Genomic DNA, 19,205 nt, shown 5'->3' with positions numbered 1-19,205 from the left:
ACGGAAGGACGACGACGATGACGACGACGGACGCGAGCGACCAGGCGGAGCCGACCCGGGCCTCCAGGCCGGTCACGCTGTTCACCGGACAGTGGGCCGACCTGCCCTTCGAGGAGGTCGCCCGGCTCGCCGGCGACTGGGGGTACGACGGCCTCGAGATCGCCTGCTGGGGCGACCACCTGGACGTCCGGCGCGCCGCGACGGACCCCTCGTACGTCGCCGAGCGGAAGGCGATCCTGGAACGCAACGGGCTGCGGGTCTGGACCATCGCGAACCACCTGGTCGGCCAGGCCGTGTGCGACGACCCCATCGACCAGCGGCACGAGGACATCCTGCCGCCGCACGTCTGGGGCGACGGCGAGGCCGAAGGTGTCCGACAGCGTGCCGCCGAGGAACTGCAGTGGACCGCACGCGCCGCAGCGGCACTCGGGGTCGACACCGTCACCGGGTTCTCCGGGTCGTCGATCTGGAAGACCGTCGCGGGCTTCCCGCCGGTCCCGCCGAGCATGATCGACGCCGGGTACCAGGACTTCCACGACCGGTGGTCGCCGATCATCGACGTGTTCGAGGAGGTCGGGGTCCGCTTCGCGCTCGAGGTGCACCCGTCCGAGATCGCCTACGACTACTGGACCGCCAAGCGCACGCTCGAGCTCTTCGCGGACCGGCCGGCGTTCGGGTTCAACTTCGACCCCTCGCACTTCGTCTGGCAGGACCTCGACCCCGCAGCGTTCCTGCTCGACTTCGCCGACCGGGTGTACCACGTGCACTGCAAGGAGTCGGTGAAGCAGTTCGACGGGCGCAACGGCCGGCTCGGTTCGCACCTGCCGTGGGGCGACCCGCGCCGCGGCTGGGACTTCGTGACCGCCGGACACGGTGACGTGCCGTGGGAGCGCGTGTTCCGCGTGCTGAACCACATCGCGTACACCGGCCCCACCAGCGTCGAGTGGGAGGACGCCGGCATGGACCGACTCGTCGGAGGACCCGAGGCGCTGGCGTTCGTGCGGCAGCTCGGCACGATCGCGCCGCCGGAGGCCTCGTTCGACGCCGCGTTCTCGCGTTCGCGGTGACCGGCGGTTCCGGGCGTACCTGCCGGATCCGGGCGTACCTGGTCGTTCGTTTCGACCAGGTGTGCCCGATCCCGCTTCCCATCGCGGGCGTTCTGGGAAGGACCGAACACGCGAGGATGGGCCAGCACACACGGAGCACGACCGAGAGGACCCGATGGCTCGCCTGACAGCGGCACCCGTCGTCGCGCAGACCCCGACACGCGGCAACGCTGCGCGCGTCCTCCGCCTGGTGCACGAGGACGGTCCCATCACCCGCGCCGAGATCACCCGACGCACCGGTCTCAACCGGTCGACCACGCTCACGCTCGTCGGTGAACTGGTGGAGCGCGGACTCGTGCACGAGGACGTCCCCGCGACGGGCAGCACGAGCGCCGGTGTCGCGGGCAGTCCGAGCCCTGGCGTCGGCCGTCCGAGCCCCGTCGTTCGTGCTGCCGCCGAGGTGGTCGCCGTCGCCGTCACGGTCGAGGTGGACGCCGTCACCGTCGCGTTGGTCGGGCTCGACGGCAGCGTGCGCGACCGTGCGGTGGCGTCGAGTCGCTCGGCCCCGACCGCTGCCCAGGCAGTCGAGACCATCGCCGGACTCCTGGACGGGTTGGTCGCCGGGGACGCCGCACCCGCCCGGATCGCCGGCATCGGCGTCGCCGTGCCCGGGACCGTACGGGTCGAGGACGGCGTGGTCCGCTCCGCGCCCCACCTGGGCTGGCACGACGAACCGATCGCCCGTCCCCTCGCCGAGCGCACCGGCCTCCCGGTCCGTGCGACGAACGACGCGAACTCCGGTGCCTGGGCGGAGCGCCTGTACGGCAGCGGCCGCGGAGTCGACGACCTGATCTACCTCAACGGCGGCGCGAGCGGTATCGGCGGCGGTGTCATCAGCGCCGCCCGGCCCCTCAGCGGCGCGGACGGCTACGCCGGCGAGCTCGGCCACACGTTCGTCGCGGCGAACGGTGTCCGCTGCCACTGCGGGGCCGTCGGGTGCCTCGAGACCGAGGCCTCGCGCGACGCCCTCGTCGCGGCGGCCGGTGTCGCCCCGGACGACCCGTCCGCGCTCGCCGCGGTGCTCGCGCAACGCCGACCCGAGGTCGAGCGGGTGGTCGACCGCCAGGTGACGGCGCTCGCCACCGCGCTCCGCAACGCGATCCACACCGTCAACCCCGAGGTGGTCGTCCTCGGCGGGTTCCTCGGGGTGCTGCTCGAGCACGTCGGCGACCGCATCGAGGTCGAGGTCCGCGCCCAGTCGATGGCCGCCGTGACCGAACGGCTGCGGATCGCTCCGGCGGCGCTCGGTGCCGACGTGCTGCTCCGCGGTGCCGCCGAACTCGGGTTCCGTGACCTGCTGCGCGACCCGACGGCAGCCCGGCTCGTCCCGAGGCCAGCTCCAGCCGACTCCACGACCACCCCCACGCCCGACCACTCCACCACCCCCACGTCCGACCGCGACGCCGCGGCCGAGGAAGCGAGAACCCCATGACCTCCATCCAGCGCCAGCGCACCAGCGTGCTGCTCGGGACCCAGGACCTGACCGTCGAGGACCGCCCCGTGCCCGAGGTCGAACCGGGCGACGTGCTCGTCCGGGTCGCCGCCGTCGGGGTGTGCGGCTCCGACGTGCACTACTACCGCCACGGCCGCATCGGGGACTTCGTCGTCGAGGAGCCCCTCGTCCTCGGTCACGAGCTGTCCGGCACGATCACCGCTGTCGGCGCTGGCGTCGACCCCGCCCGCGTCGGGGAGCGCGTCGCCGTCGAACCGCAGCGCCCGTGCCACCGCTGTGCGCAGTGCCTGGCCGGCCGCTACAACCTCTGCCCGCACATGCGCTTCTACGCGACCCCGCCGGTCGACGGCGCCTTCGCCGAGTTCGTCACGATCGAGGCCGAGTTCGCCCACGTCCTGCCCGACTCCGTCTCGTTCGAGGCCGGTGCCCTGCTCGAACCGCTGTCCGTCGGGATCGCCGCGGTCCGCAAGGCCGGCATCGTCCCCGGGTCCTCGGTGCTCATCGCCGGTGCCGGTCCGATCGGGATCATCTGCGCCCAGGCCGCGCGGGCCTTCGGCGCCACCCGGATCGTCGTCAGCGACCTGGTCCCCGAGCGCCGGGAGCGTGCGTTGCAGTACGGCGCCACGGAGGTCGTCGACCCGACCGTGGTGTCCGTCGCCTCGGACATCGCCCCGGTCGACGCGTTCATCGATGCCAGCGGTGCTCCCCGTGCCGTGTCCGACGGCATCAAGGCGGTCGGACCGGCCGGCGCCGCGGTGCTCGTCGGGCTCGGCAACTCCGAGATGACCCTGCCCGTCGAGCACATCCAGAACCTCGAGGTCACGGTCACCGGGATCTTCCGCTACACCGGCACGTGGCCCGTCGCGATCGGCCTGGTCGCGTCCGGGCAGATCGACCTCGACTCGCTCGTGACGGGTCGGTTCGGCCTCGACGAGGTCCGCGAGGCACTCGAGAGCGACACCGACCCGGACTCCCTCAAGTCGGTCGTCTACCCCGGCGGCGTCCCCGCCTGAGCGCGCACGGTGCGCGGTTCGCCGCCCCGTGCCGCGTTGCGTGCCACGTGCGGGGTTGCGACCGGACACGGTGCGCGGAAGCTCGCACGGGGTGACGGCGCTCGCACGGTGCGGACGGGAGGCCCGTGGCCAGGCCGCCACGCGCCTCCCGTCCGGCTGGCGGCTGGCGCACGGTGCGAGGTTCGTCGTTGTGTCCACGGTCGTCGGCATGGTGTCGCCCTGTGGGCGGGCACGGTGCGCGGAAGCTCGCACCGGGTGACGACGCGCGCACGGTGCGGACGGGAGGCCCGTGGCCAGGCCGCCACGCGCCTCCCGTCCGGCACGTGACCCGGAACGGGGCCACCGGCGCGTCACCGGGACGCGCTACGGTTCGCGCATGACCGCTTCACCGGCCGCCGTCGTGCCGCAGCGCACCGACCGGCGTGCGCTCGTGTCCTGGGCGCTGTGGGACTGGGGGTCCGCGGCGTTCAACGCCGTCGTCACCACGTTCGTGTTCAGCACGTACCTGGCCAGCCGGGCGTTCGTCGACCCGGCGAAGGTGGCCGACACGTCCGCCGCGGGCACGGCGTTGGTGGAACGCGAACTCGCCCACAACGCCGCGGTGGTCTCCACGGCCCTGACGATCGCCGGCATCGTCGTCGCGCTCGTGGCCCCGGCGATCGGACGCCTGGCGGACTCGTCCGGGCACCGGCGCCGGTCCGTCCTCATCGCCACGATCGGCATCGTGCTGTCCATCGGCGGCATGGTCTTCGTCGCACCGAGCCAGCCGTACCTCGTTCTCGGGGCGGCGCTGCTCGGCATCGGCACGGTCGCGTACGAGATCGCGAGCGTGGGCTACAACGCCATGATCGGGCAGGTCGCGTCGGGGGAGCGCACCGGACGGGTGTCCGCGATCGGGTGGGCCGCCGGGTACTTCGGCGGCATCGTGCTGCTCGTGCTGCTGCTCGTGCTCTGCATCCAGGACTTCCGCGGCGACGGCGTCGTCGGCGGACTGCTGCAGCTGCCGGCCACCGTCGCGACCGGGCAGTGGGACGTCCGCGTCGCCATCGGCATCGCCGCCGTGTGGCTCGCGGTCAGCTCGATCCCGCTCTTCGTCGTCGTGCCCGAGGCCGCGCCCGACCACCGGCACACCGGCGGCGTGCTCGGTGCCTACCGCGACCTGGGTCGGGACATCGCCCGGCTCTGGCGCGAACGGCGGAACGTACTCGCGTTCCTGGTCGCCAGCGCGGTGTTCCGCGACGGCGTCGGCGCGGTGTTCACCTTCGGCGGGATCATCGCGGCGCAGGTGTTCGGGTTCAGCGCCTCGCAGGTCATCCTGTTCGCCATCGCTGCGAACGTCGTCGCCGGCGTCGCCACCTTCGTGTCCGGACGGCTCGACGACCGCTTCGGCTCGCGCGCGCTCATCATGGTGTCGCTGATCGGCCTCGCTGCCTGCGGGCTCGGCGTCCTGGCGGTCGGCAGTCGGACGGAGTGGTTCTGGGTGCTGGGGCTGACCCTGGCGTTGTTCGTCGGACCGGTGCAGTCGTCGTCGCGGGCGTACCTGGCGCGGCTGGCGACCCCCGGCCGCGAGGGCGAGCTCTTCGGCCTCTACGCCACCACCGGCCGGGCGGCGTCGTTCCTGGCGCCGGCACTGTTCGGTGTCGCGGTGACGGTCGGCGGCTCGACGCGCTTCGGGATCCTCGGGATCGTGGTGGTGCTCGTGGTGGGGCTGGTGCTCATGGCGTTCGTGAAGGCCGAGCCGCGGGTGCTGCGCGGGTAGGTGTTCGGGTGTAGCGGAGGTGCGGTGTAGCTGGTCGTTTCGGGCGTAGCTGGTCGTTCGTTCCGGCCAGGTACGCCCGATCCCGCTTTCCATCCCGAGGTCGATGGGAAGGAACGTCACCGGTGCGGTTGTGCGCACGGTTCTGCACAGGGCCGCGGTTCCACCGGACTCCGCAGCGCGGGTGCGCCAGGATGGACCCATGACCGACCAGCGCATCGCCGTCGTCGTCCTCGCCGCCGGGCAGGGCACGCGCATGAAGTCGTCCACCCCCAAGGTGCTGCACCGGCTCGCCGGGCTGCCGCTCATCGCACACGTGCTGCGGACGGCGTCATCCCTCGGGCCGGAGCACGTCGCCGTGGTCGTGCGGCACGAGCGTGACCTGGTCGCAGCGGAGATCACCGAGCGTGCGCCCGACGCCATCGTCGTCGACCAGGACGACGTCCCCGGCACCGGCCGCGCGGTCGAGGTCGCGGTCCAGGCACTCCCCGCCGACTTCGACGGAGCCGTCGTGGTGCTCTCCGGCGACGTCCCGTTGCTCGACGCCGGCTCGCTCCGGTCGCTGGTCGACGCGCACCTCGGCGCGGCCAACGCCGTCACCCTCGTCAGTGCGATCGCGCCCGACCCGACCGGGCTCGGGCGCGTGGTGCGAGACGGCTCCGGGGCGTTCGTCGGCGTCGTCGAGCACAAGGACGCGACGGCAGACCAGCTCGCGATCACCGAGACGAACGCCGGCATCTACGCCTTCGACGCCGCCCACCTGCGTGCCGTGCTGCCGTCGCTGACGACCGCCAACGCACAGGGCGAGAAGTACATCACCGACGCGCCGACGCTCATCGCCGGGCGCGGGGGGATCATCGACGTCGTCACGCTCACCGACCCGTGGCTCGTCGCCGGCATCAACGACCGCGCGCAGCTGTCCGACGCCGCCCGCGAGCTCAACGCCCGCATCGTCCGCCGGCACCAGCTCGCCGGCGTCACCGTGCAGGACCCGGCCACCACCTGGATCGACCTCGACGTCTCGATCGAAGCGGATGCCGAGGTCCTGCCCGGCACCCAGCTCCTCGGCGCGACCGCCATCGCCGCGGGTGCCGTCGTCGGGCCGGACACCACGCTGCGCGACACCGAGGTCGGCTCGGGCGCGACGGTGAACCGGGTCGACGCCACCCTCGCCGTCATCGGTGACGGTGCCTCGGTGGGGCCGTTCGCGTACCTGCGTCCGGGGACGATCCTGGGCGACCAGGGCAAGATCGGCACCTTCGTCGAGACGAAGAACGCGAAGATCGGGCGCGGCAGCAAGGTCCCGCACCTGTCGTACATCGGCGACGCCGAGGTGGGCGAGGACTCGAACATCGGTGCGAACACGATCACCGCGAACTACGACGGCGTGCACAAGCACCGCACCGAGGTCGGCTCGCACGTTCGTACAGGCTCGCACAACGTGTTCGTCGCCCCGGTTAGGATTGGTGACGGTGCGTACACGGGTGCCGGAACGACGGTCCGCAAGGACGTCCCGGCCGGATCGCTCGCGATCAGCTACGCCCCACAGCGCAACACCGACGGATGGGTCGAGGAACACCGACCCGGCACACCGGCGGCCGAGGCTGCTCGGCACGCGAACGGCGAATAGATCCTGGCGACCACCGGTCGTCGACATCGACCCCACACGGGTCAGGGAGTGAGCACCGCACTTGTCCGGAATCAAGACAACCGGCCAGAAACGACTCGTCCTCGTCTCGGGGCGAGCACACCCGGCGCTCTCCGCCGAGATCGCAGAGGAACTCGGTGTCGACCTGGTCCCCACCGATGCCCGGACCTTCGCGAACGGTGAGCTGTACGTCCGGTTCGACGAGTCGGTCCGCGGGTGCGACGCGTTCGTCATCCAGTCGCACACGGCGCCGATCAACGAGTGGCTCATGGAGCAGCTCATCATCGTCGACGCGCTGAAGCGGGCCTCGGCCAAGCGCATCACCGTCGTCGCGCCGTTCTACCCGTACGCCCGTCAGGACAAGAAGGGCCGCGGCCGCGAGCCGATCTCGGCCCGCCTGGTCGCCGACCTGTTCAAGGCCGCGGGCGCGCACCGCATCATGAGCGTCGACCTGCACGCCGCCCAGATCCAGGGCTTCTTCGACGGCCCGGTCGACCACCTCTTCGCCATGCCGGTGCTGCTCGAGCACTTCCGCGAGATCCTCGACCCGTCGATGCTGACGGTCGTGTCTCCCGACATGGGGCGCGTCCGCGTTGCCGACATCTGGTCCGAGAAGCTCGGAGCACCGCTCGCCATCATCCACAAGCGTCGCGACCCGCTGGTCCCGAACCAGGTCACGGTCCACGAGATCGTCGGCGACGTCTCCGGCCGCTGGTGCCTGCTCGTCGACGACCTGATCGACACCGGGCGCACGATCGCCAAGGCAGCTGAGGCGTTGAAGGCTGCCGGCGCGATCGGCGTCGTCGTCGCCGCGACCCACGCCGTGTTCTCCGACCCGGCCACCGAGCTGCTGCAGAGCGAGTTCATCGACCGCGTCGTCGTCACCGACACCCTGCCGGTGCCCGTCGAGAAGCGCTGGGACCGTCTCGAGATCCTGCCGATCGCCCCGCTCCTGGCCCGCGCCATCCACGAGGTCTTCGACGACGGGTCCGTCACGTCGATGTTCGACGGCGCAGCGTAGCGGAGCCGTCGAACCATGGGGCACAGCCGACGGCGCCTCACCGTCTCGTCGACGTGACGTGTCTGCGGACCGTTGGTGATCCATCCCGCGCGTGACGCCCTCGCGGCCCGGCTCCGGGCCGCGGGGAGCGTCTTCGCCGAGGACGAAGCCGACCTGCTCCTCGAAGCAGGCGACGGTGAACCCGTCCGGCTGCGTTCCCTGGTCCAGCGTCGCCTCGCCGGTGAGCCGCTCGAGTACGTCCTCGGCTGGGCCGCCTTCGACGGACACCGCATCCGGGTGACACCTGGGGTGTTCGTCCCCCGTGCCCGGACGACCGTCGTCGTCGAGCAGGCTGCCCGTCGGTTGCAGCGCTACGACCGCGTGGTCGACCTGTGCTGCGGCGCCGGTGCGATCTCGGTGGCGTTGTTCGGCCGGGTCGGCGCGCTCGACCTCGTGGCCACGGACGTCGACCCGGATGCCGTCGACGTCGCGGCCGAGAACATCGGCGACCGCGGGATCGTCGTCGCCGGCGACCTGTTCGCGCCGCTGCCGGACCGGTTCCGCGGTGCCGTCGACGTCATCGCGGTGAACGCCCCCTACGTCCCGACGGCGTCGATCGCGATGATGCCGGTCGAAGCGCGTGAGCACGAGCACCGCGTAGCCCTCGACGGTGGCGCGGACGGCCTCGACCTGCACCGGCGGATCGCCGCGGGAGCGGGGGAGTGGCTGTGCCCCGGTGGTTCGGTCGTGATCGAGGTGTCGGTGGCGCAGGCAGATGCGTCGGTCGCGGCGTTCGTGTCCGCCGGGTTCACGGCCGTGGTCGAGCAGGACGACGAGGTCGACGGCACCTGCGTCGTCGCGACGCTCCCCGTCTGACCCGACGAGTCTGACCCGACGACCCGACCCGCGCGAGTCCGGCCGGCACGGGCTCGACCCGCGCGAGTTCGGCCGGCGCCTGGTTCGCCGACTGGTCGCGACACGCCGCTCAGTTCCGCCGAGGTCGCACAGACGGCCGTTCGGACGCTCGACATGCCGAGATCTCGGAACCTCGACGACCAGCGGACGGCGTGCCGCACGGCCCCACCCGACGCCCCCGAACCGCGCCGGTCCGCGCTACTTCGCGTCGACCGTCACCGACGCCCAGCCTGAAGCCCCGTTCGGCGCGGGCGGCCGCTCGACGCTCGTCTGCACCTCGCCGTCGGCGCTCACGGCACGGACCTCGATCCGGTGCGACCCCGCGGTCGGCGTCCACCGCAGCACCCACTGGCGCCAGGTGTCCGCCGACACCGATTCGGCGAGTTCCGCCTGCTGCCACGCACCCGAGCCGACCCGGACCTGCACGGCCTTCACCCCGGTGTGCGGCTGCCAGGCGACCCCGGCGATGGCGACCTGCTCACCGACGGTCACGGTCGTCCCGTTCCGCGGGGTGTCGATGCGCGACTCGAGCTTCACGGGCCCGCGTTCCGACCATCCGCGCGGCGTCCAGTAGCCCTGCGCATCGGCGAAGCGCGTGACCTCCATCTCGGTCACCCACTTCGTCGCCGACACGTACCCGAACAGCCCGGGCACGACCATCCGCGCCGGGAACCCGTGCTCGGTCGGCAGCGGTTCACCGTTCATGCCGATGGCGAGCAGCGCGTCGGTGCCCTCGTCCTGCAGGACGTCCAACGGCGTCCCGGCGGTGAACCCGTCGATGCTGCGGGACAGCACCATGTCGGCGTCCCCGGTCGGCTTCGCGCGGGCCAGCAGCTCCCGGATCGGGTACCCGAGCCAGAGCGCGTTCCCGATCAGGTCGCCGCCGACCTCGTTGGACACGCAGCTCAGGGTGGCCATGTGCTCTTCCAGCGGCAGGGCCAGCAGCTCGTCCCACGTCAGCGTGATCTCGTTCTCGACGGCGCCGTGGATGCGCAGGCTCCAGTCACCCGGATCGATGGAGGGGACGCGCAGCGCGGTGTCGATCCGGTAGAAGTCGGCGTTCGGTGTGACGTACGGCGTGATCCCGTCGACGTCGAGCGAGGCGCCGCCCGGCACGGCCGGTGCGGGCGTCGCCGCCGCGGGCAGGCGCACGGCTCGTCGGGCAGCGGCGACCGCCTGCATCGCGGACGACCCCACCCGGGAGGCCGTGCCCACCACGACCGCGACCGCTGCGGTCGTGACACCCCAGACCAGGAACGCGCGGCGCTCGGTCGAGGCAGGTCGCGGTGACGCCGACGGGACGGCCGCTGCGGCCTCCCAGAGCCGGAGCCGGCGGAGCAGCAGCCGCAGGGTGATCACGGCGGCCGCCACGCCGAACACGGTGGGAGCGCCGTCGAACGTACCGCTGCCGGAACGGGTGCTCACCGCGATGAGCGCGAGCACGCCGCCGACGGCGAAGACGAGTGCCCCGAAGGGCGGCCGAGCGCGCTCGAGGACCCCGGCCCCGGCGCTGATCGCGGCGACGATGACGGTCATGAGCGCGAACAGTGCGACCTTGTCGCCGGTGCCGAACAGGGCGACCATCAGGTTCTTGGCCCCGGCCGGTGCGAGGTCGATCACTGCGGACCCGACGGCCACCAACGGGCTGCCGGCACCACCGAGGAGCAGCGCGCCGAACTCAGCGATCCCGAGGAAGGCGGCGGCGGCCACGAGACCGACGGCCGCAGCGAGGACCGCGGGCCGGCGGAGCGGGGCTCCGGCGGGGCTTTCGTCCGTCGATGGGTCGTCCGGCGTCGGGACGTCCGTGGTGCGTTCGGTGGTCACCGCCCGAGCGTAGGTCGCCCGGCCGCTCGTCGGCTGTGCGTGCGGTTCCCCGGGCGTTCACCGACCCCGGCCAGCACCTGCCGATCGGGCCGTGCGAGGATCGGGGTGTGCCGAGGCGTCCAGATCCAGTTCCGCGCCCCGGCCGTGCCCGCCGATCCGACCGCACGCCGATGTCGGCTGCACAGCGCCTGTCCACGTTGCGGTGGGTGATCGTGGGCATCTGGGCGGCGCTCCTCACCGCGCGGATCATCGTCGTCGCGACGGCACCTGACGTGGACCTGTCCTGGTTCGGGATCGTCGAGTTCGGTGCGATCGCGCTGGGCGTCACGGTCATCGTGGTCGCGGTCTTCCGTGCCGCTGCGGTACGTCGCCGGCACGCTGACGAGGCCCTCGCGCTCGCCATCCGCCGCATCGACCCCACGGTCTGGCTCGTGCCGGCGGCTCCGACGACCGAACTGCGCGACGCGATCGCCGAGGTCCGGCCGGAGGTGAGCCTCGGTGCCCGTGTGACGTGGGCGTTCGGGGCGACCGAGGCCTCCCTGTGGGAACTCGACGACCGCAAGGCCACACGGTTGCTCGTGGTCCGGTGGAGCCGGGTGGTGCACGTCGGGATCGAGGACGTCCACGGCGACGGTGACCGCGCCGATGCCTGTCGGGCGTGCGCGGTCGCGATCCACTACGTCCGGCCGGACGACACACCGGCGGTCGCGACCTTCTTCGTGCGGACGGCTCCCGGCTCTCGTCGGCTGCTCGGCCGCGGACAGCGGCTGGACCGGCTCGTCGCCGACCTCGCGCGCGAGCGCATCGTCGCCTGAACCGAGCGCATCGTCGTAATCGAGCGCACTGCCGTCGGACGTGGGAAGGGCCCCGCCGATCGGCAGGGCCCTTCGAGGGTGCGGTCGTGCCGCGGTCTAGTGGGTGGACGGTTCCTGGTCGACCTCGCGGCGGTCGTCGTCGGACCACAGCGTGTGGAAGGTGCCGTCCTTGTCGATGCGCTGGTAGGTGTGCGCGCCGAAGAAGTCGCGCTGCCCCTGGATGAGCGAGGCGGGCAGCCGCTCGGAGGCGAGCGAGTCGAAGTAGGACAGCGCCGACGAGAAGCCCGGCGCGGGGATCCCCGACGCGGCGGCGATCCCGACGATGCGGCGCCAGGCGGCTTCACCCTCCTGCACGGCGTTCGCGAAGTACGGGTCGACGAGCAGTGACTCGAGCTCCGGGTTCTTGTCGTACGCCTCGACGATGCGGTTGAGGAACTGGGCACGGATGATGCAGCCACCCCGCCAGATCTTCGCCACGTTGCCGAGGTTGATGTCCCAGCCGTACTCCTTGGCCCCGGCGATGATCAGGTCGAAGCCCTGCGCGTAGGCGACGACCTTCGAGGCGTAGAGCGCCGCGCGGACGTCGTCCTCGAAGCCGTCGGGGACCTCGGCGATGTCGGGCCGGTCCGGGAACGCCTGCTGCACCGAAGCCCGCTGCGACGGCTTCGACGACACCGCGCGGGCGAACACCGCTTCGCCGATGCCGGAGACCGGGATGCCGAGTCCGACCGCGTTCTGCACGGTCCACACGCCGGTGCCCTTGGAACCCGCTTCGTCGCGGATGACGTCGACGAGGGGCTTGCCGGAGTCGGCGTCGCGCTGCTTCAGGACCTCGACCGTGATCTCGATCAGGTAGGACTCGAGGTCGCCGCCGTTCCACTCCTGGAACACCTTGACCAGGTCCTCGACGGAGAGCCCGCCGACGCGGCGGAGCAGGTCGTAGGACTCGGCGATGAGCTGCATGTCGGCGTACTCGATGCCGTTGTGCACCATCTTGACGAAGTGGCCGGCGCCGTCGGTGCCGATGTGGGTCACGCAGGGCTCGCCCTCAGCGACCGCCGCGATCGACTTGAGGATGGGGCCCAGGGTCTCCCAGGCTTCCTTCGAGCCGCCGGGCATGATCGACGGCCCCTTGAGCGCGCCCTCTTCACCACCGGAGATGCCCGTGCCCACGAAGTTGAGACCCTTCTCGCGCAGGTCGTGCTCACGCCGGATCGTGTCGTGGAAGTTGGCGTTGCCGCCGTCGACGATGATGTCGCCTTCCTCGAACTTCTCGGCGAGCTGCGAGATCACGGCGTCGGTGCCCTTGCCGGCCTGCACCATGATGATCGCCGTGCGCGGCTTCGAGAGCGAGGCGACGAAGCCGTCGATGTCCTCGGACGCGATGAAGCCGGCGTCGCCGTGCTCCTTGATGAGTTCTTCGGTGCGGGCGTAGGTGCGGTTGTACACCGCGACCGTGTTGCCCTCGCGCGACGCGAGGTTGCGCGCGAGGTTCGACCCCATGACGGCGAGGCCGATGACCCCGATGTTCGCCTGACCAGTGCTGTCTGCCACGTCGTCTCCTTTGTCCGGACGTGAGACCAACCTACGGTCGGCGCCCTGGGACCGCACGGGTGTTACGGCAACTGGGGACCACTGTTCACCCCGTCAATACTGTGGAGGGATGACCGACACCGCTGCCCTCCCACCCGTCCTCGTCATGGGCGTCTCCGGTTCCGGCAAGTCCACGATCGGGCAGGCGCTCGCCGACGCGCTCGCCGAGCAGGGCCAACCGACCGTGTTCGTCGACGCCGACGACCTGCACCCGGCCGCGAACAAGGAGAAGATGCGGCAGGGCGTCCCCCTCACCGACGACGACCGCTGGCCGTGGCTCGACGCCTGCGCCGCGCGGATCGCCGCCGTCGAGGCGTCCGGGAGCCGCTGCGTGATGGCCAACTCCGCCCTCAAGCGCGTCTACCGCGATCGGCTCCGGCAGTCGGCGCCGGGCCTCGTCATCGCGTTCCTGGACGGCTCGCACGACCTCATCGCCGAGCGGCAGGCGCACCGGCACCACGAGTACATGCCGTCGTCGCTGCTCGACTCCCAGTTCGCGACGCTCGAACGGCCGCAGGCCGACGAGGCCGCCGTCGACGTCTCCATCGACGGGCCGGTCGACGACACGGTGACGACGATCCTCGCGGCGCTGTCGGTCACTTCCGGCTGAGCCTCACTTCTCCACAGTGAAGTCCTCGCAAGGGATCGTCCACAACCTCTCCCAGACCTTCCCCCGGCGGAGAAGCGACCGCGCAACACTCGGATCATGACAGAACAATCCAGTGACAGGTCGCATCAAGCCGCCACGCGTCGACTCCACCATCGAGATCGACGTCGACGCCTCGAGCGAAGGGACGCCGGTCGGTGCTGCTGATCGATGACCGTGGTATCAACTGTGATACCGTCCTGCGCATGGCCATGACCCTTCGACTGGACGATGCCGAGGCGGCTGCGCTCCGAACCCGGGCCGACCTCGAAGCCCGATCGATGCAGGACATCGCGCGGGAAGCGATCCGCGAGTACATCGAGCACCACAGCCGACGTGACCTCATCGACGGGGTCCTCGACCGCGAGTTGCCGAACTTCGCCGAGGCGCTCGAGCGACTCGGACGATGATCCACCTGACGATCGACGAAGCGCTGCACATCGCTCGGCGGACGTTGGGGCCGGACTTCGTCATCCGAGATGCTGGACTCCTCGAGGCCGCGGTGGCCCGACCAGCGACCTCGGTCGGTGGACGCGACGCCTATCCGTCGTTGCTCGAGAAGGCGGCAGCGCTCGTGCACTCCGCGGTTCGGAACCATGCACTCGTCGACGGCAACAAGCGCCTGGGGTTGATGCTGCTGGTGGTGTTCCTCGGGGTCAACGGGCTTCGGTTGCGCGCGACGAACGACGAGGCGTACGAACTGATCATCGCCATCGCCGAGGGGGAGTTGGACGCGGTTGCGGACATCTCCGCGGTGCTGCAATCGCTGGTTGCTGAAGCCTGAACGACGGCTTCAGCGGATGGCACCGCCGGCTGAGGCACCTCACCGCCGCTTCGCGCGGATGGCAGCGTGCGGCCGCTGTCCCTGATCGACCCGGGCCCGGACGTCCACCACGTCGAACCCGTGGTCCTCGAGGACCTCCGCCAGCGCGCCCGTCGGCCACCGGTACGCCGTGACGACCGCGTGGTCGAAGGACTCGATCGAAGGCCCCTCGAAGAACCCGACCAGCAAGCCGCCGCCCGGCCGGAGCACCCTGCGGAACTCGGCGAAGACCTCGCCGACGCAGGACGGATCGTGGTGGATCACGGAGTACCAGGCGAGCACCCCGTCGACGCTGCCGTCGTCGAGACCGGTGGACTCGATCGCGCCCAGGCGGAAGTCGACGCCGTCGTGCGCACGTCGTGCGTGCTCGACGAAGGGTGCGACCGCGTCGATGCCGATCACTGCGTGCCCACGATCCGCCAGGTGTGCGGCCCAGTGCCCCGGCCCGCACCCTGCGTCGAGGATGCGAGCACCGGATCCCGACGCCCAGGCCTCGACCTGTGTCCGGTCCTCGTCCTGGACGGCCGACATCGATCCGAGGACCTCCGCGTACTCGCCCGCACGGTCGCCGTACGCAGCGGTGACGTCGAGGTCCATCGTCCGACCGTACCGGCGCCGGTGGCAACGGACGGCAACAGTCGCCGTCGGCACCTCGGACGAGTTGCATGGACCGCATGTCGTCCAGGGGACTCGGCGTCGTGGCCGGGGCAGAACTGACCGAGGTGGTCCGCCGCGCGGGCGCGGACCACGTGGAGCCGACGATCGCCGGCAACCTCGCGGTCCGCGACGGAACGGGGTGGCGGCGGAACGAGGTCTACGCCGGCCAGCGGTTCCCGTCCTTCGCCGTCCTGGTGCCCGGCGATCTCCCGCTGCTGACCACGGAGCTCGGGACGGTCCGGTCGTACTTCGAGTCGGTCCTGCCGATCGTGCGGTCGGTCGCGGAACCGGGCGCGACGATCGTCTTCGGGTCGGGGACCGCTCGGAACGCTCCCGACGGCATGGCGGGCGACGACGCCCTGCGCCGGTTCGGCGAGGTGGTCCGGACCGCACGCGATGTGGCCGCCGCGAACGACCTGCGCATCGTGGTGGAACCCCTGAGCCGCGCGGAGACGAACGTCCTGCACACAGTCGATGCGACGGCGACGTTCCTCGACGGTGCAGCCCTCGACGGCGTCGGCGTCGTCGCCGACCTGTTCCACATCCGGAACGAGGGCGAGTCGTTCGAGGTCCTGCGGCGCCACGGCGACCGGATCGGGCACGTCCACCTCAGCGACCCGGACCGTCGGCCACCCGGCACGGTCGACGACGTCTGGCACGAGTTCCTCGCCGCCGTGCACGACGGCGGGTACCGGGGCGCCGTCTCGCTCGAGTGCCGGTGGGCGCTCGACGCCGAGACCGCCGAAGCCGAGATCCGTTCCGCGCTGGAACGCGTCCGTCGGGCCGGTGCCATGCTCGTGCCATGACCATCGAGGTGCGTCCGGCCACGGTGTTCGAGGACGTCCGGACGATGGTCGGCCCGAAGCGTCCGGACGCGAACGTCTGCTGGTGCCTCAGCTACCGCATCCCGTCCGCCGAGAACCAGTCGCTGCGCGGGACGGCTCGTGGCGACCGGGTGCAGGAGCTGCTCGCACAGGACGTCCCGCCTGGGGTCCTCGCCCACGACGGTGACGAGGTCGTGGGGTGGGCGGGTGTGCACCCGCGGGTCGACACCACCTTCGCCCGGAACCGGAGGATCCCGCACCTCGGCGAACCGGACGACGACACCGTGTGGAGTGTGTGGTGTCTGCGCGTCCGGCCGGGGCACCGTGGCGAGGGCATCTCGCACGCCCTGCTCGCCGGGGCCGTGGACTTCGCCCGCGACCACGGAGCACGTTCGGTCGAGGGGTACCCGGTGGACAACGGCGGCGCGAAGGTCGACCTGACGATGGCCTACGTCGGCACCCGCGGGGTGTTCGAGCGGGCGGGGTTCCAGCACGCGGCGGACACGACGTCCGTGCTCGACGGGTTCCCCCGCGTGCTCATGCAGCGCACGGTGCACCCCCGCCGCGCTCGTCCGGCTACAGCTTGAACGTCGCCCGCGGGATGTCGGACACGATCCGCCGTGCGGTGCGGACGGCGTCCTCCTCCGAGATCTCGTGCGTGACGACGAGCGACGCCAGGTACGCCGCGTCCGCTCGCCGCGCCATGTCGTGCCGCGCGGGGATGGAGCAGTACGCCCGGGTGTCGTCGATGAACCCGGAGGTCTTCGTGAACGACGCCGAGTCGGTGATCGCGGAGCGGTAGCGGCCGATCGCCGCCGGGGTGTCGATGAACCACCACGGTGCTCCGGAGTAGACGGCGGGGTAGAAGCCGGCGAGCGGGCCGATCTCGCGCGAGAAGACGGTCTCGTCGACGGTGAAGAGCACGAGGTGGAAGCCCGGAGCGGTGCCGAAGGACTCCAGGAGCGGCCGCAGCGGGGTGGTGAAGGACCCGACGGCGGGCAGGTCGTGGCCGGTGTCCGGGCCGAAGCGTTCGAGCGTCGGCGCGTGGTGGTTCCGGATGACGCCGGGGTGCAGCTGCATGACGAGGCCGTCCTCGACGCTCATCTCGGCCCAGCGGTAGAGCATGTCGTGCCGGTACGCGGTGGCGTCCGCCTCGGAGACGGACGACGGGTCGCGGAGCGCCTCGGCGTGGATACGCTCGCGCGACGTGGCGGACAACGGCGACGATCCGGCGTCGAGCACCCCGGTGTCCGTGGCCGTCGCGCCGTGCTCGATGAAGTACTGGCGACGTGCGCGGAGTGCTGCCAACAGCCCTGCGTGGGTGCCCGTGTCGATGCCGGCGGCCTGCCCGATGGACGCGACCACGGGCCTCCAGTCCGGCCGCGACGGGTCGAACACGGCGTCCGCGCGGAACGTGGGGACCACCCGGCCGGTGAACGTGGGGTCGGCGGCGAGCTGCGCGTGCGCGGCGAGGTCGTCGGCGGGGCCGTCGGTGGTGGCGAGGACCTCGATGCCGAAGGTGTCGAACAGCGCGCGCGGGCGGAAGGCGGGCGACGCCAGCAGGCCGGCGATGTGGTCGTACTGGGCGTCGGCGTTCGCCGCCGACGGCTGCTCCGTCAGTCCGAAGACGTCGTGCAGCTCGGTCTCGAACCAGTAGCGGACGGGGGTGCCGAGGAAGTCGTCCCAGTGGTCCGCCAGGTTCCGCCAGATGGCGCGACCGGGAGGCACGGGGCTGGTCCCCGACGGGTCGGCGCGTCCCAGCGCGGCCAGGTCCACCCCGTTCGCGTGCAGCAGGCGGAGCACGTAGTGGTCGGGCGTGATGAGCAGCGACGCGGGGTCGCTGAACGGCTGGTCGGCGGCGATGAGCGCCGCGTCGACGTGGCCGTGCGGGGAGATGATCGGTGCGTCCTTGACCGCGTCGTAGACGGTCCGTGCCACCTGGCGCGCACCGGGGTCGGCGGGGAGCAGCCGGTCGGGGTGCGGGGCGAGACGGGTGGCGGTGCTGGTCTGGGTCATCATCGACTCCTTCGAGAACGGTACGGACGGCGGGGCGCGGCAGGGCCGGCGGGTGCAACGGGCTCGCGCCGGTGTCAGGCGGGCGCGGGCCCCGTCGACTCCCGGACGGTCAGGTGGGTGGGCAGTGCGACGGCGCCGGTCATGTGCTCACCGGGCAGCTCGTCGGCGGGGATCGCACCGAGGCGGCCGAGCAGCATCCGGATCGCGACCCGGCCGGCGCGTTCGATCGGCGAGGTCATGGTGGTGAGCGGCGGGTTGCAGAAGTCGGCACCGAAGATGTCGTCGCAGCCGACGATGCTCATGTCCTCGGGGACGCGGACGCCCCGTTCCCGCAGCCGCGCGAGCATGCCGATCGCGATCAGGTCGTTGAAGGCGATGCAGGCGGTGGCCCCGGCGTGCACGGCGGCGTCGGCGGCTGCGGCTCCGGAGTCGACGAACGGCGCGTGCGGCCCGATGCGGGCGACGCGGACGCCGAGGCGCTTCGCGACGCGCACGAGCGCCTTCCACCGGCGTTCGTTCGACCACGAGCTGTCCGGACCGGCGACGTAGAGCACGTCGCGGTGGCCCAGGGAGACGAGGTGCTGCACGGCCTGCTCGACGCCGCCGGGGGTGTCGATGAGCACCGAGGGCACCCCGGCGGGGCGACGGTTGACGACGACGAGGGGGATCCGCTCGGCGAACCGGGCGATCTGCGCGTCGGACAGGCGTGAGGCGGTGAGGACGACACCGTCGGCCTTCGCGCCGATCGAGCTCAGGGTGGCGAGTTCGGCGTCGGCGGACTCCTCGGTGTCGACGAGCAACTGCGTCCACCCGGCGCCGGCGAGCTGGTGCTGCGTACCGCGGATGACGTCGAAGTAGAACGGGTTCGTGATGTCGGAGACGAGCACGGCGACGGCCCGGGTGCGGCCGGACGTCAGGGCGCGTGCCTGCGAGTTGGCGACGTAGCCGAGTTCGCGGGCCGCGCGTTGGATGCGCTCCTGCGTGGTGTGGTTCACGCGGTCGGGCAGTGAGAGCGCGCGGGACACGGTGGACGGGGCCACGCCGGTCGCGTCGGCGATGTCCCGGATGGTCACGCGCCGGGCGGCGCTGAAGCCGGCGCCGGCGCTCGTGTCGGCG

General features: G+C 71.8%; 18 protein-coding genes. 13 read left to right on the top strand and 5 right to left on the bottom strand.

Annotated elements, in window-relative coordinates:
* Nucleotides 1-17 precede the first annotated feature (17 nt).
* From EDF28_RS16635 to EDF28_RS16605, 7 genes are all read left to right on the top strand, one after another.
* The gene (locus EDF28_RS16635) at nucleotides 18-1,067 is read left to right on the top strand and encodes a sugar phosphate isomerase/epimerase (protein WP_123939069.1); all 1,050 of its coding nucleotides are present in this window, start codon (nucleotides 18-20) and stop codon (nucleotides 1,065-1,067) included.
* A 154-nt stretch (nucleotides 1,068-1,221) separates the two neighbouring features.
* The gene (locus tag EDF28_RS16630) at nucleotides 1,222-2,538 is read left to right on the top strand and encodes an ROK family transcriptional regulator (RefSeq protein WP_123939068.1); all 1,317 of its coding nucleotides are present in this window, start codon (nucleotides 1,222-1,224) and stop codon (nucleotides 2,536-2,538) included.
* On the top strand, nucleotides 2,535-3,572 hold the full coding sequence (locus EDF28_RS16625) for an NAD(P)-dependent alcohol dehydrogenase (RefSeq protein ID WP_123939067.1): 1,038 nt from the start codon (nucleotides 2,535-2,537) through the stop codon (nucleotides 3,570-3,572). The genes EDF28_RS16630 and EDF28_RS16625 overlap by 4 nt, the downstream gene beginning before the upstream one ends.
* A gap of 376 nt (nucleotides 3,573-3,948) precedes the next feature.
* Entirely contained in the window at nucleotides 3,949-5,331 is a 1,383-nt protein-coding gene (locus tag EDF28_RS16620; RefSeq protein ID WP_123939066.1) for an MFS transporter, read from the top strand.
* Nucleotides 5,332-5,530: 199 nt separating this feature from the next.
* Nucleotides 5,531-6,958 (top strand): bifunctional UDP-N-acetylglucosamine diphosphorylase/glucosamine-1-phosphate N-acetyltransferase GlmU, encoded by a 1,428-nt coding sequence (glmU, locus tag EDF28_RS16615; RefSeq protein WP_123939065.1) that lies wholly within the window; start codon nucleotides 5,531-5,533, stop codon nucleotides 6,956-6,958.
* A 61-nt stretch (nucleotides 6,959-7,019) separates the two neighbouring features.
* Nucleotides 7,020-7,997 carry a ribose-phosphate diphosphokinase gene (locus EDF28_RS16610; RefSeq protein ID WP_123294708.1) on the top strand — a complete coding sequence of 326 codons (978 nt, stop codon included), beginning with the start codon at nucleotides 7,020-7,022 and terminating at the stop codon, nucleotides 7,995-7,997.
* 75 nt (nucleotides 7,998-8,072) lie between these two features.
* Entirely contained in the window at nucleotides 8,073-8,852 is a 780-nt protein-coding gene (locus tag EDF28_RS16605) for a putative protein N(5)-glutamine methyltransferase (RefSeq protein WP_243648963.1), read from the top strand.
* Between the two features lie 237 nt (nucleotides 8,853-9,089).
* Here the strand turns inward: EDF28_RS16605 and EDF28_RS16600 are convergent, their stop codons facing one another.
* Nucleotides 9,090-10,715: a molybdopterin-dependent oxidoreductase gene (locus tag EDF28_RS16600; RefSeq protein ID WP_123939063.1), complete on the bottom strand. Its 1,626-nt coding sequence runs from the start codon at nucleotides 10,713-10,715 to the stop codon at nucleotides 9,090-9,092.
* Nucleotides 10,716-10,885: 170 nt separating this feature from the next.
* Between EDF28_RS16600 and EDF28_RS16595 the strand changes: the two genes are divergently transcribed.
* Nucleotides 10,886-11,530, top strand: a complete 645-nt coding sequence (locus EDF28_RS16595) for a hypothetical protein (RefSeq protein ID WP_123939062.1) — start codon at nucleotides 10,886-10,888, stop codon at nucleotides 11,528-11,530.
* Between the two features lie 96 nt (nucleotides 11,531-11,626).
* Here the strand turns inward: EDF28_RS16595 and gndA are convergent, their stop codons facing one another.
* The gene (gene gndA, locus EDF28_RS16590) at nucleotides 11,627-13,084 is read right to left on the bottom strand and encodes an NADP-dependent phosphogluconate dehydrogenase (RefSeq protein WP_123939061.1); all 1,458 of its coding nucleotides are present in this window, start codon (nucleotides 13,082-13,084) and stop codon (nucleotides 11,627-11,629) included.
* A 109-nt stretch (nucleotides 13,085-13,193) separates the two neighbouring features.
* On the opposite strand from gndA, the gene EDF28_RS16585 reads away from it, so the two are divergent.
* The 3 genes from EDF28_RS16585 (at nucleotide 13,194) to EDF28_RS16575 (ending at nucleotide 14,553) form a co-directional block, all read left to right on the top strand.
* Nucleotides 13,194-13,733: a gluconokinase gene (locus EDF28_RS16585; protein WP_123939060.1), complete on the top strand. Its 540-nt coding sequence runs from the start codon at nucleotides 13,194-13,196 to the stop codon at nucleotides 13,731-13,733.
* Between the two features lie 242 nt (nucleotides 13,734-13,975).
* A complete protein-coding gene (locus EDF28_RS16580; RefSeq protein WP_185002705.1) occupies nucleotides 13,976-14,179 on the top strand; it encodes a ribbon-helix-helix protein, CopG family in 204 nt (67 codons plus the stop codon).
* Complete coding sequence (locus EDF28_RS16575; RefSeq protein WP_123340626.1) at nucleotides 14,176-14,553, top strand: type II toxin-antitoxin system death-on-curing family toxin; 378 nt, start codon at nucleotides 14,176-14,178, stop codon at nucleotides 14,551-14,553. The genes EDF28_RS16580 and EDF28_RS16575 overlap by 4 nt, the downstream gene beginning before the upstream one ends.
* A 39-nt stretch (nucleotides 14,554-14,592) precedes the next feature.
* Here EDF28_RS16575 and EDF28_RS16570 read toward each other — a convergent pair whose 3' ends face one another.
* The gene (locus tag EDF28_RS16570) at nucleotides 14,593-15,189 is read right to left on the bottom strand and encodes a class I SAM-dependent methyltransferase (RefSeq protein WP_123294717.1); all 597 of its coding nucleotides are present in this window, start codon (nucleotides 15,187-15,189) and stop codon (nucleotides 14,593-14,595) included.
* Between the two features lie 77 nt (nucleotides 15,190-15,266).
* Here EDF28_RS16570 and EDF28_RS16565 point away from each other — a divergent pair, with 77 nt between their 5' ends.
* On the top strand, nucleotides 15,267-16,055 hold the full coding sequence (locus EDF28_RS16565) for a sugar phosphate isomerase/epimerase (RefSeq protein ID WP_185094276.1): 789 nt from the start codon (nucleotides 15,267-15,269) through the stop codon (nucleotides 16,053-16,055).
* Nucleotides 16,052-16,660, top strand: a complete 609-nt coding sequence (locus tag EDF28_RS16560) for a GNAT family N-acetyltransferase (protein ID WP_123939058.1) — start codon at nucleotides 16,052-16,054, stop codon at nucleotides 16,658-16,660. The genes EDF28_RS16565 and EDF28_RS16560 overlap by 4 nt, the downstream gene beginning before the upstream one ends.
* Here the strand turns inward: EDF28_RS16560 and uxaC are convergent.
* Nucleotides 16,650-18,089, bottom strand: coding sequence for a glucuronate isomerase (gene uxaC, locus EDF28_RS16555; protein ID WP_123939057.1), 1,440 nt, complete (start codon nucleotides 18,087-18,089; stop codon nucleotides 16,650-16,652). The genes EDF28_RS16560 and uxaC overlap by 11 nt on opposite strands.
* Before the next feature lie 74 nt (nucleotides 18,090-18,163).
* The gene (locus tag EDF28_RS16550; RefSeq protein ID WP_111084911.1) at nucleotides 18,164-19,162 is read right to left on the bottom strand and encodes a LacI family DNA-binding transcriptional regulator; all 999 of its coding nucleotides are present in this window, start codon (nucleotides 19,160-19,162) and stop codon (nucleotides 18,164-18,166) included.
* Nucleotides 19,163-19,205: the final 43 nt, after the last annotated feature.

It is taken from the genome of Curtobacterium sp. PhB137 (genome assembly GCF_003814955.1).
GTDB lineage: Bacteria > Actinomycetota > Actinomycetes > Actinomycetales > Microbacteriaceae > Curtobacterium.
Note: the sequence above shows the minus strand (reverse complement) of the source record. Positions and strands in the feature narration are given on the sequence as shown.

What these genes read in the sequence shown, in the direction of transcription:
- EDF28_RS16595 (WP_123939062.1), top strand. Translation starts at nt 10,886, where the DNA reads ATGTCGGCTGCACAGCGCCTGTCCACGTTGCGGTGGGTGATCGTGGGC.
- EDF28_RS16635 (WP_123939069.1), top strand. Translation starts at nt 18, where the DNA reads ATGACGACGACGGACGCGAGCGACCAGGCGGAGCCGACCCGGGCCTCC.
- EDF28_RS16580 (WP_185002705.1), top strand. Translation starts at nt 13,976, where the DNA reads ATGGCCATGACCCTTCGACTGGACGATGCCGAGGCGGCTGCGCTCCGA.
- EDF28_RS16585 (WP_123939060.1), top strand. Translation starts at nt 13,194, where the DNA reads ATGACCGACACCGCTGCCCTCCCACCCGTCCTCGTCATGGGCGTCTCC.
- EDF28_RS16630 (WP_123939068.1), top strand. Translation starts at nt 1,222, where the DNA reads ATGGCTCGCCTGACAGCGGCACCCGTCGTCGCGCAGACCCCGACACGC.
- EDF28_RS16620 (WP_123939066.1), top strand. Translation starts at nt 3,949, where the DNA reads ATGACCGCTTCACCGGCCGCCGTCGTGCCGCAGCGCACCGACCGGCGT.
- uxaC (WP_123939057.1), bottom strand. Translation starts at nt 18,089, where the DNA reads ATGACCCAGACCAGCACCGCCACCCGTCTCGCCCCGCACCCCGACCGG.
- EDF28_RS16565 (WP_185094276.1), top strand. Translation starts at nt 15,267, where the DNA reads ATGTCGTCCAGGGGACTCGGCGTCGTGGCCGGGGCAGAACTGACCGAG.
- EDF28_RS16575 (WP_123340626.1), top strand. Translation starts at nt 14,176, where the DNA reads ATGATCCACCTGACGATCGACGAAGCGCTGCACATCGCTCGGCGGACG.
- EDF28_RS16560 (WP_123939058.1), top strand. Translation starts at nt 16,052, where the DNA reads ATGACCATCGAGGTGCGTCCGGCCACGGTGTTCGAGGACGTCCGGACG.
- EDF28_RS16570 (WP_123294717.1), bottom strand. Translation starts at nt 15,189, where the DNA reads ATGGACCTCGACGTCACCGCTGCGTACGGCGACCGTGCGGGCGAGTAC.
- glmU (WP_123939065.1), top strand. Translation starts at nt 5,531, where the DNA reads ATGACCGACCAGCGCATCGCCGTCGTCGTCCTCGCCGCCGGGCAGGGC.
- EDF28_RS16625 (WP_123939067.1), top strand. Translation starts at nt 2,535, where the DNA reads ATGACCTCCATCCAGCGCCAGCGCACCAGCGTGCTGCTCGGGACCCAG.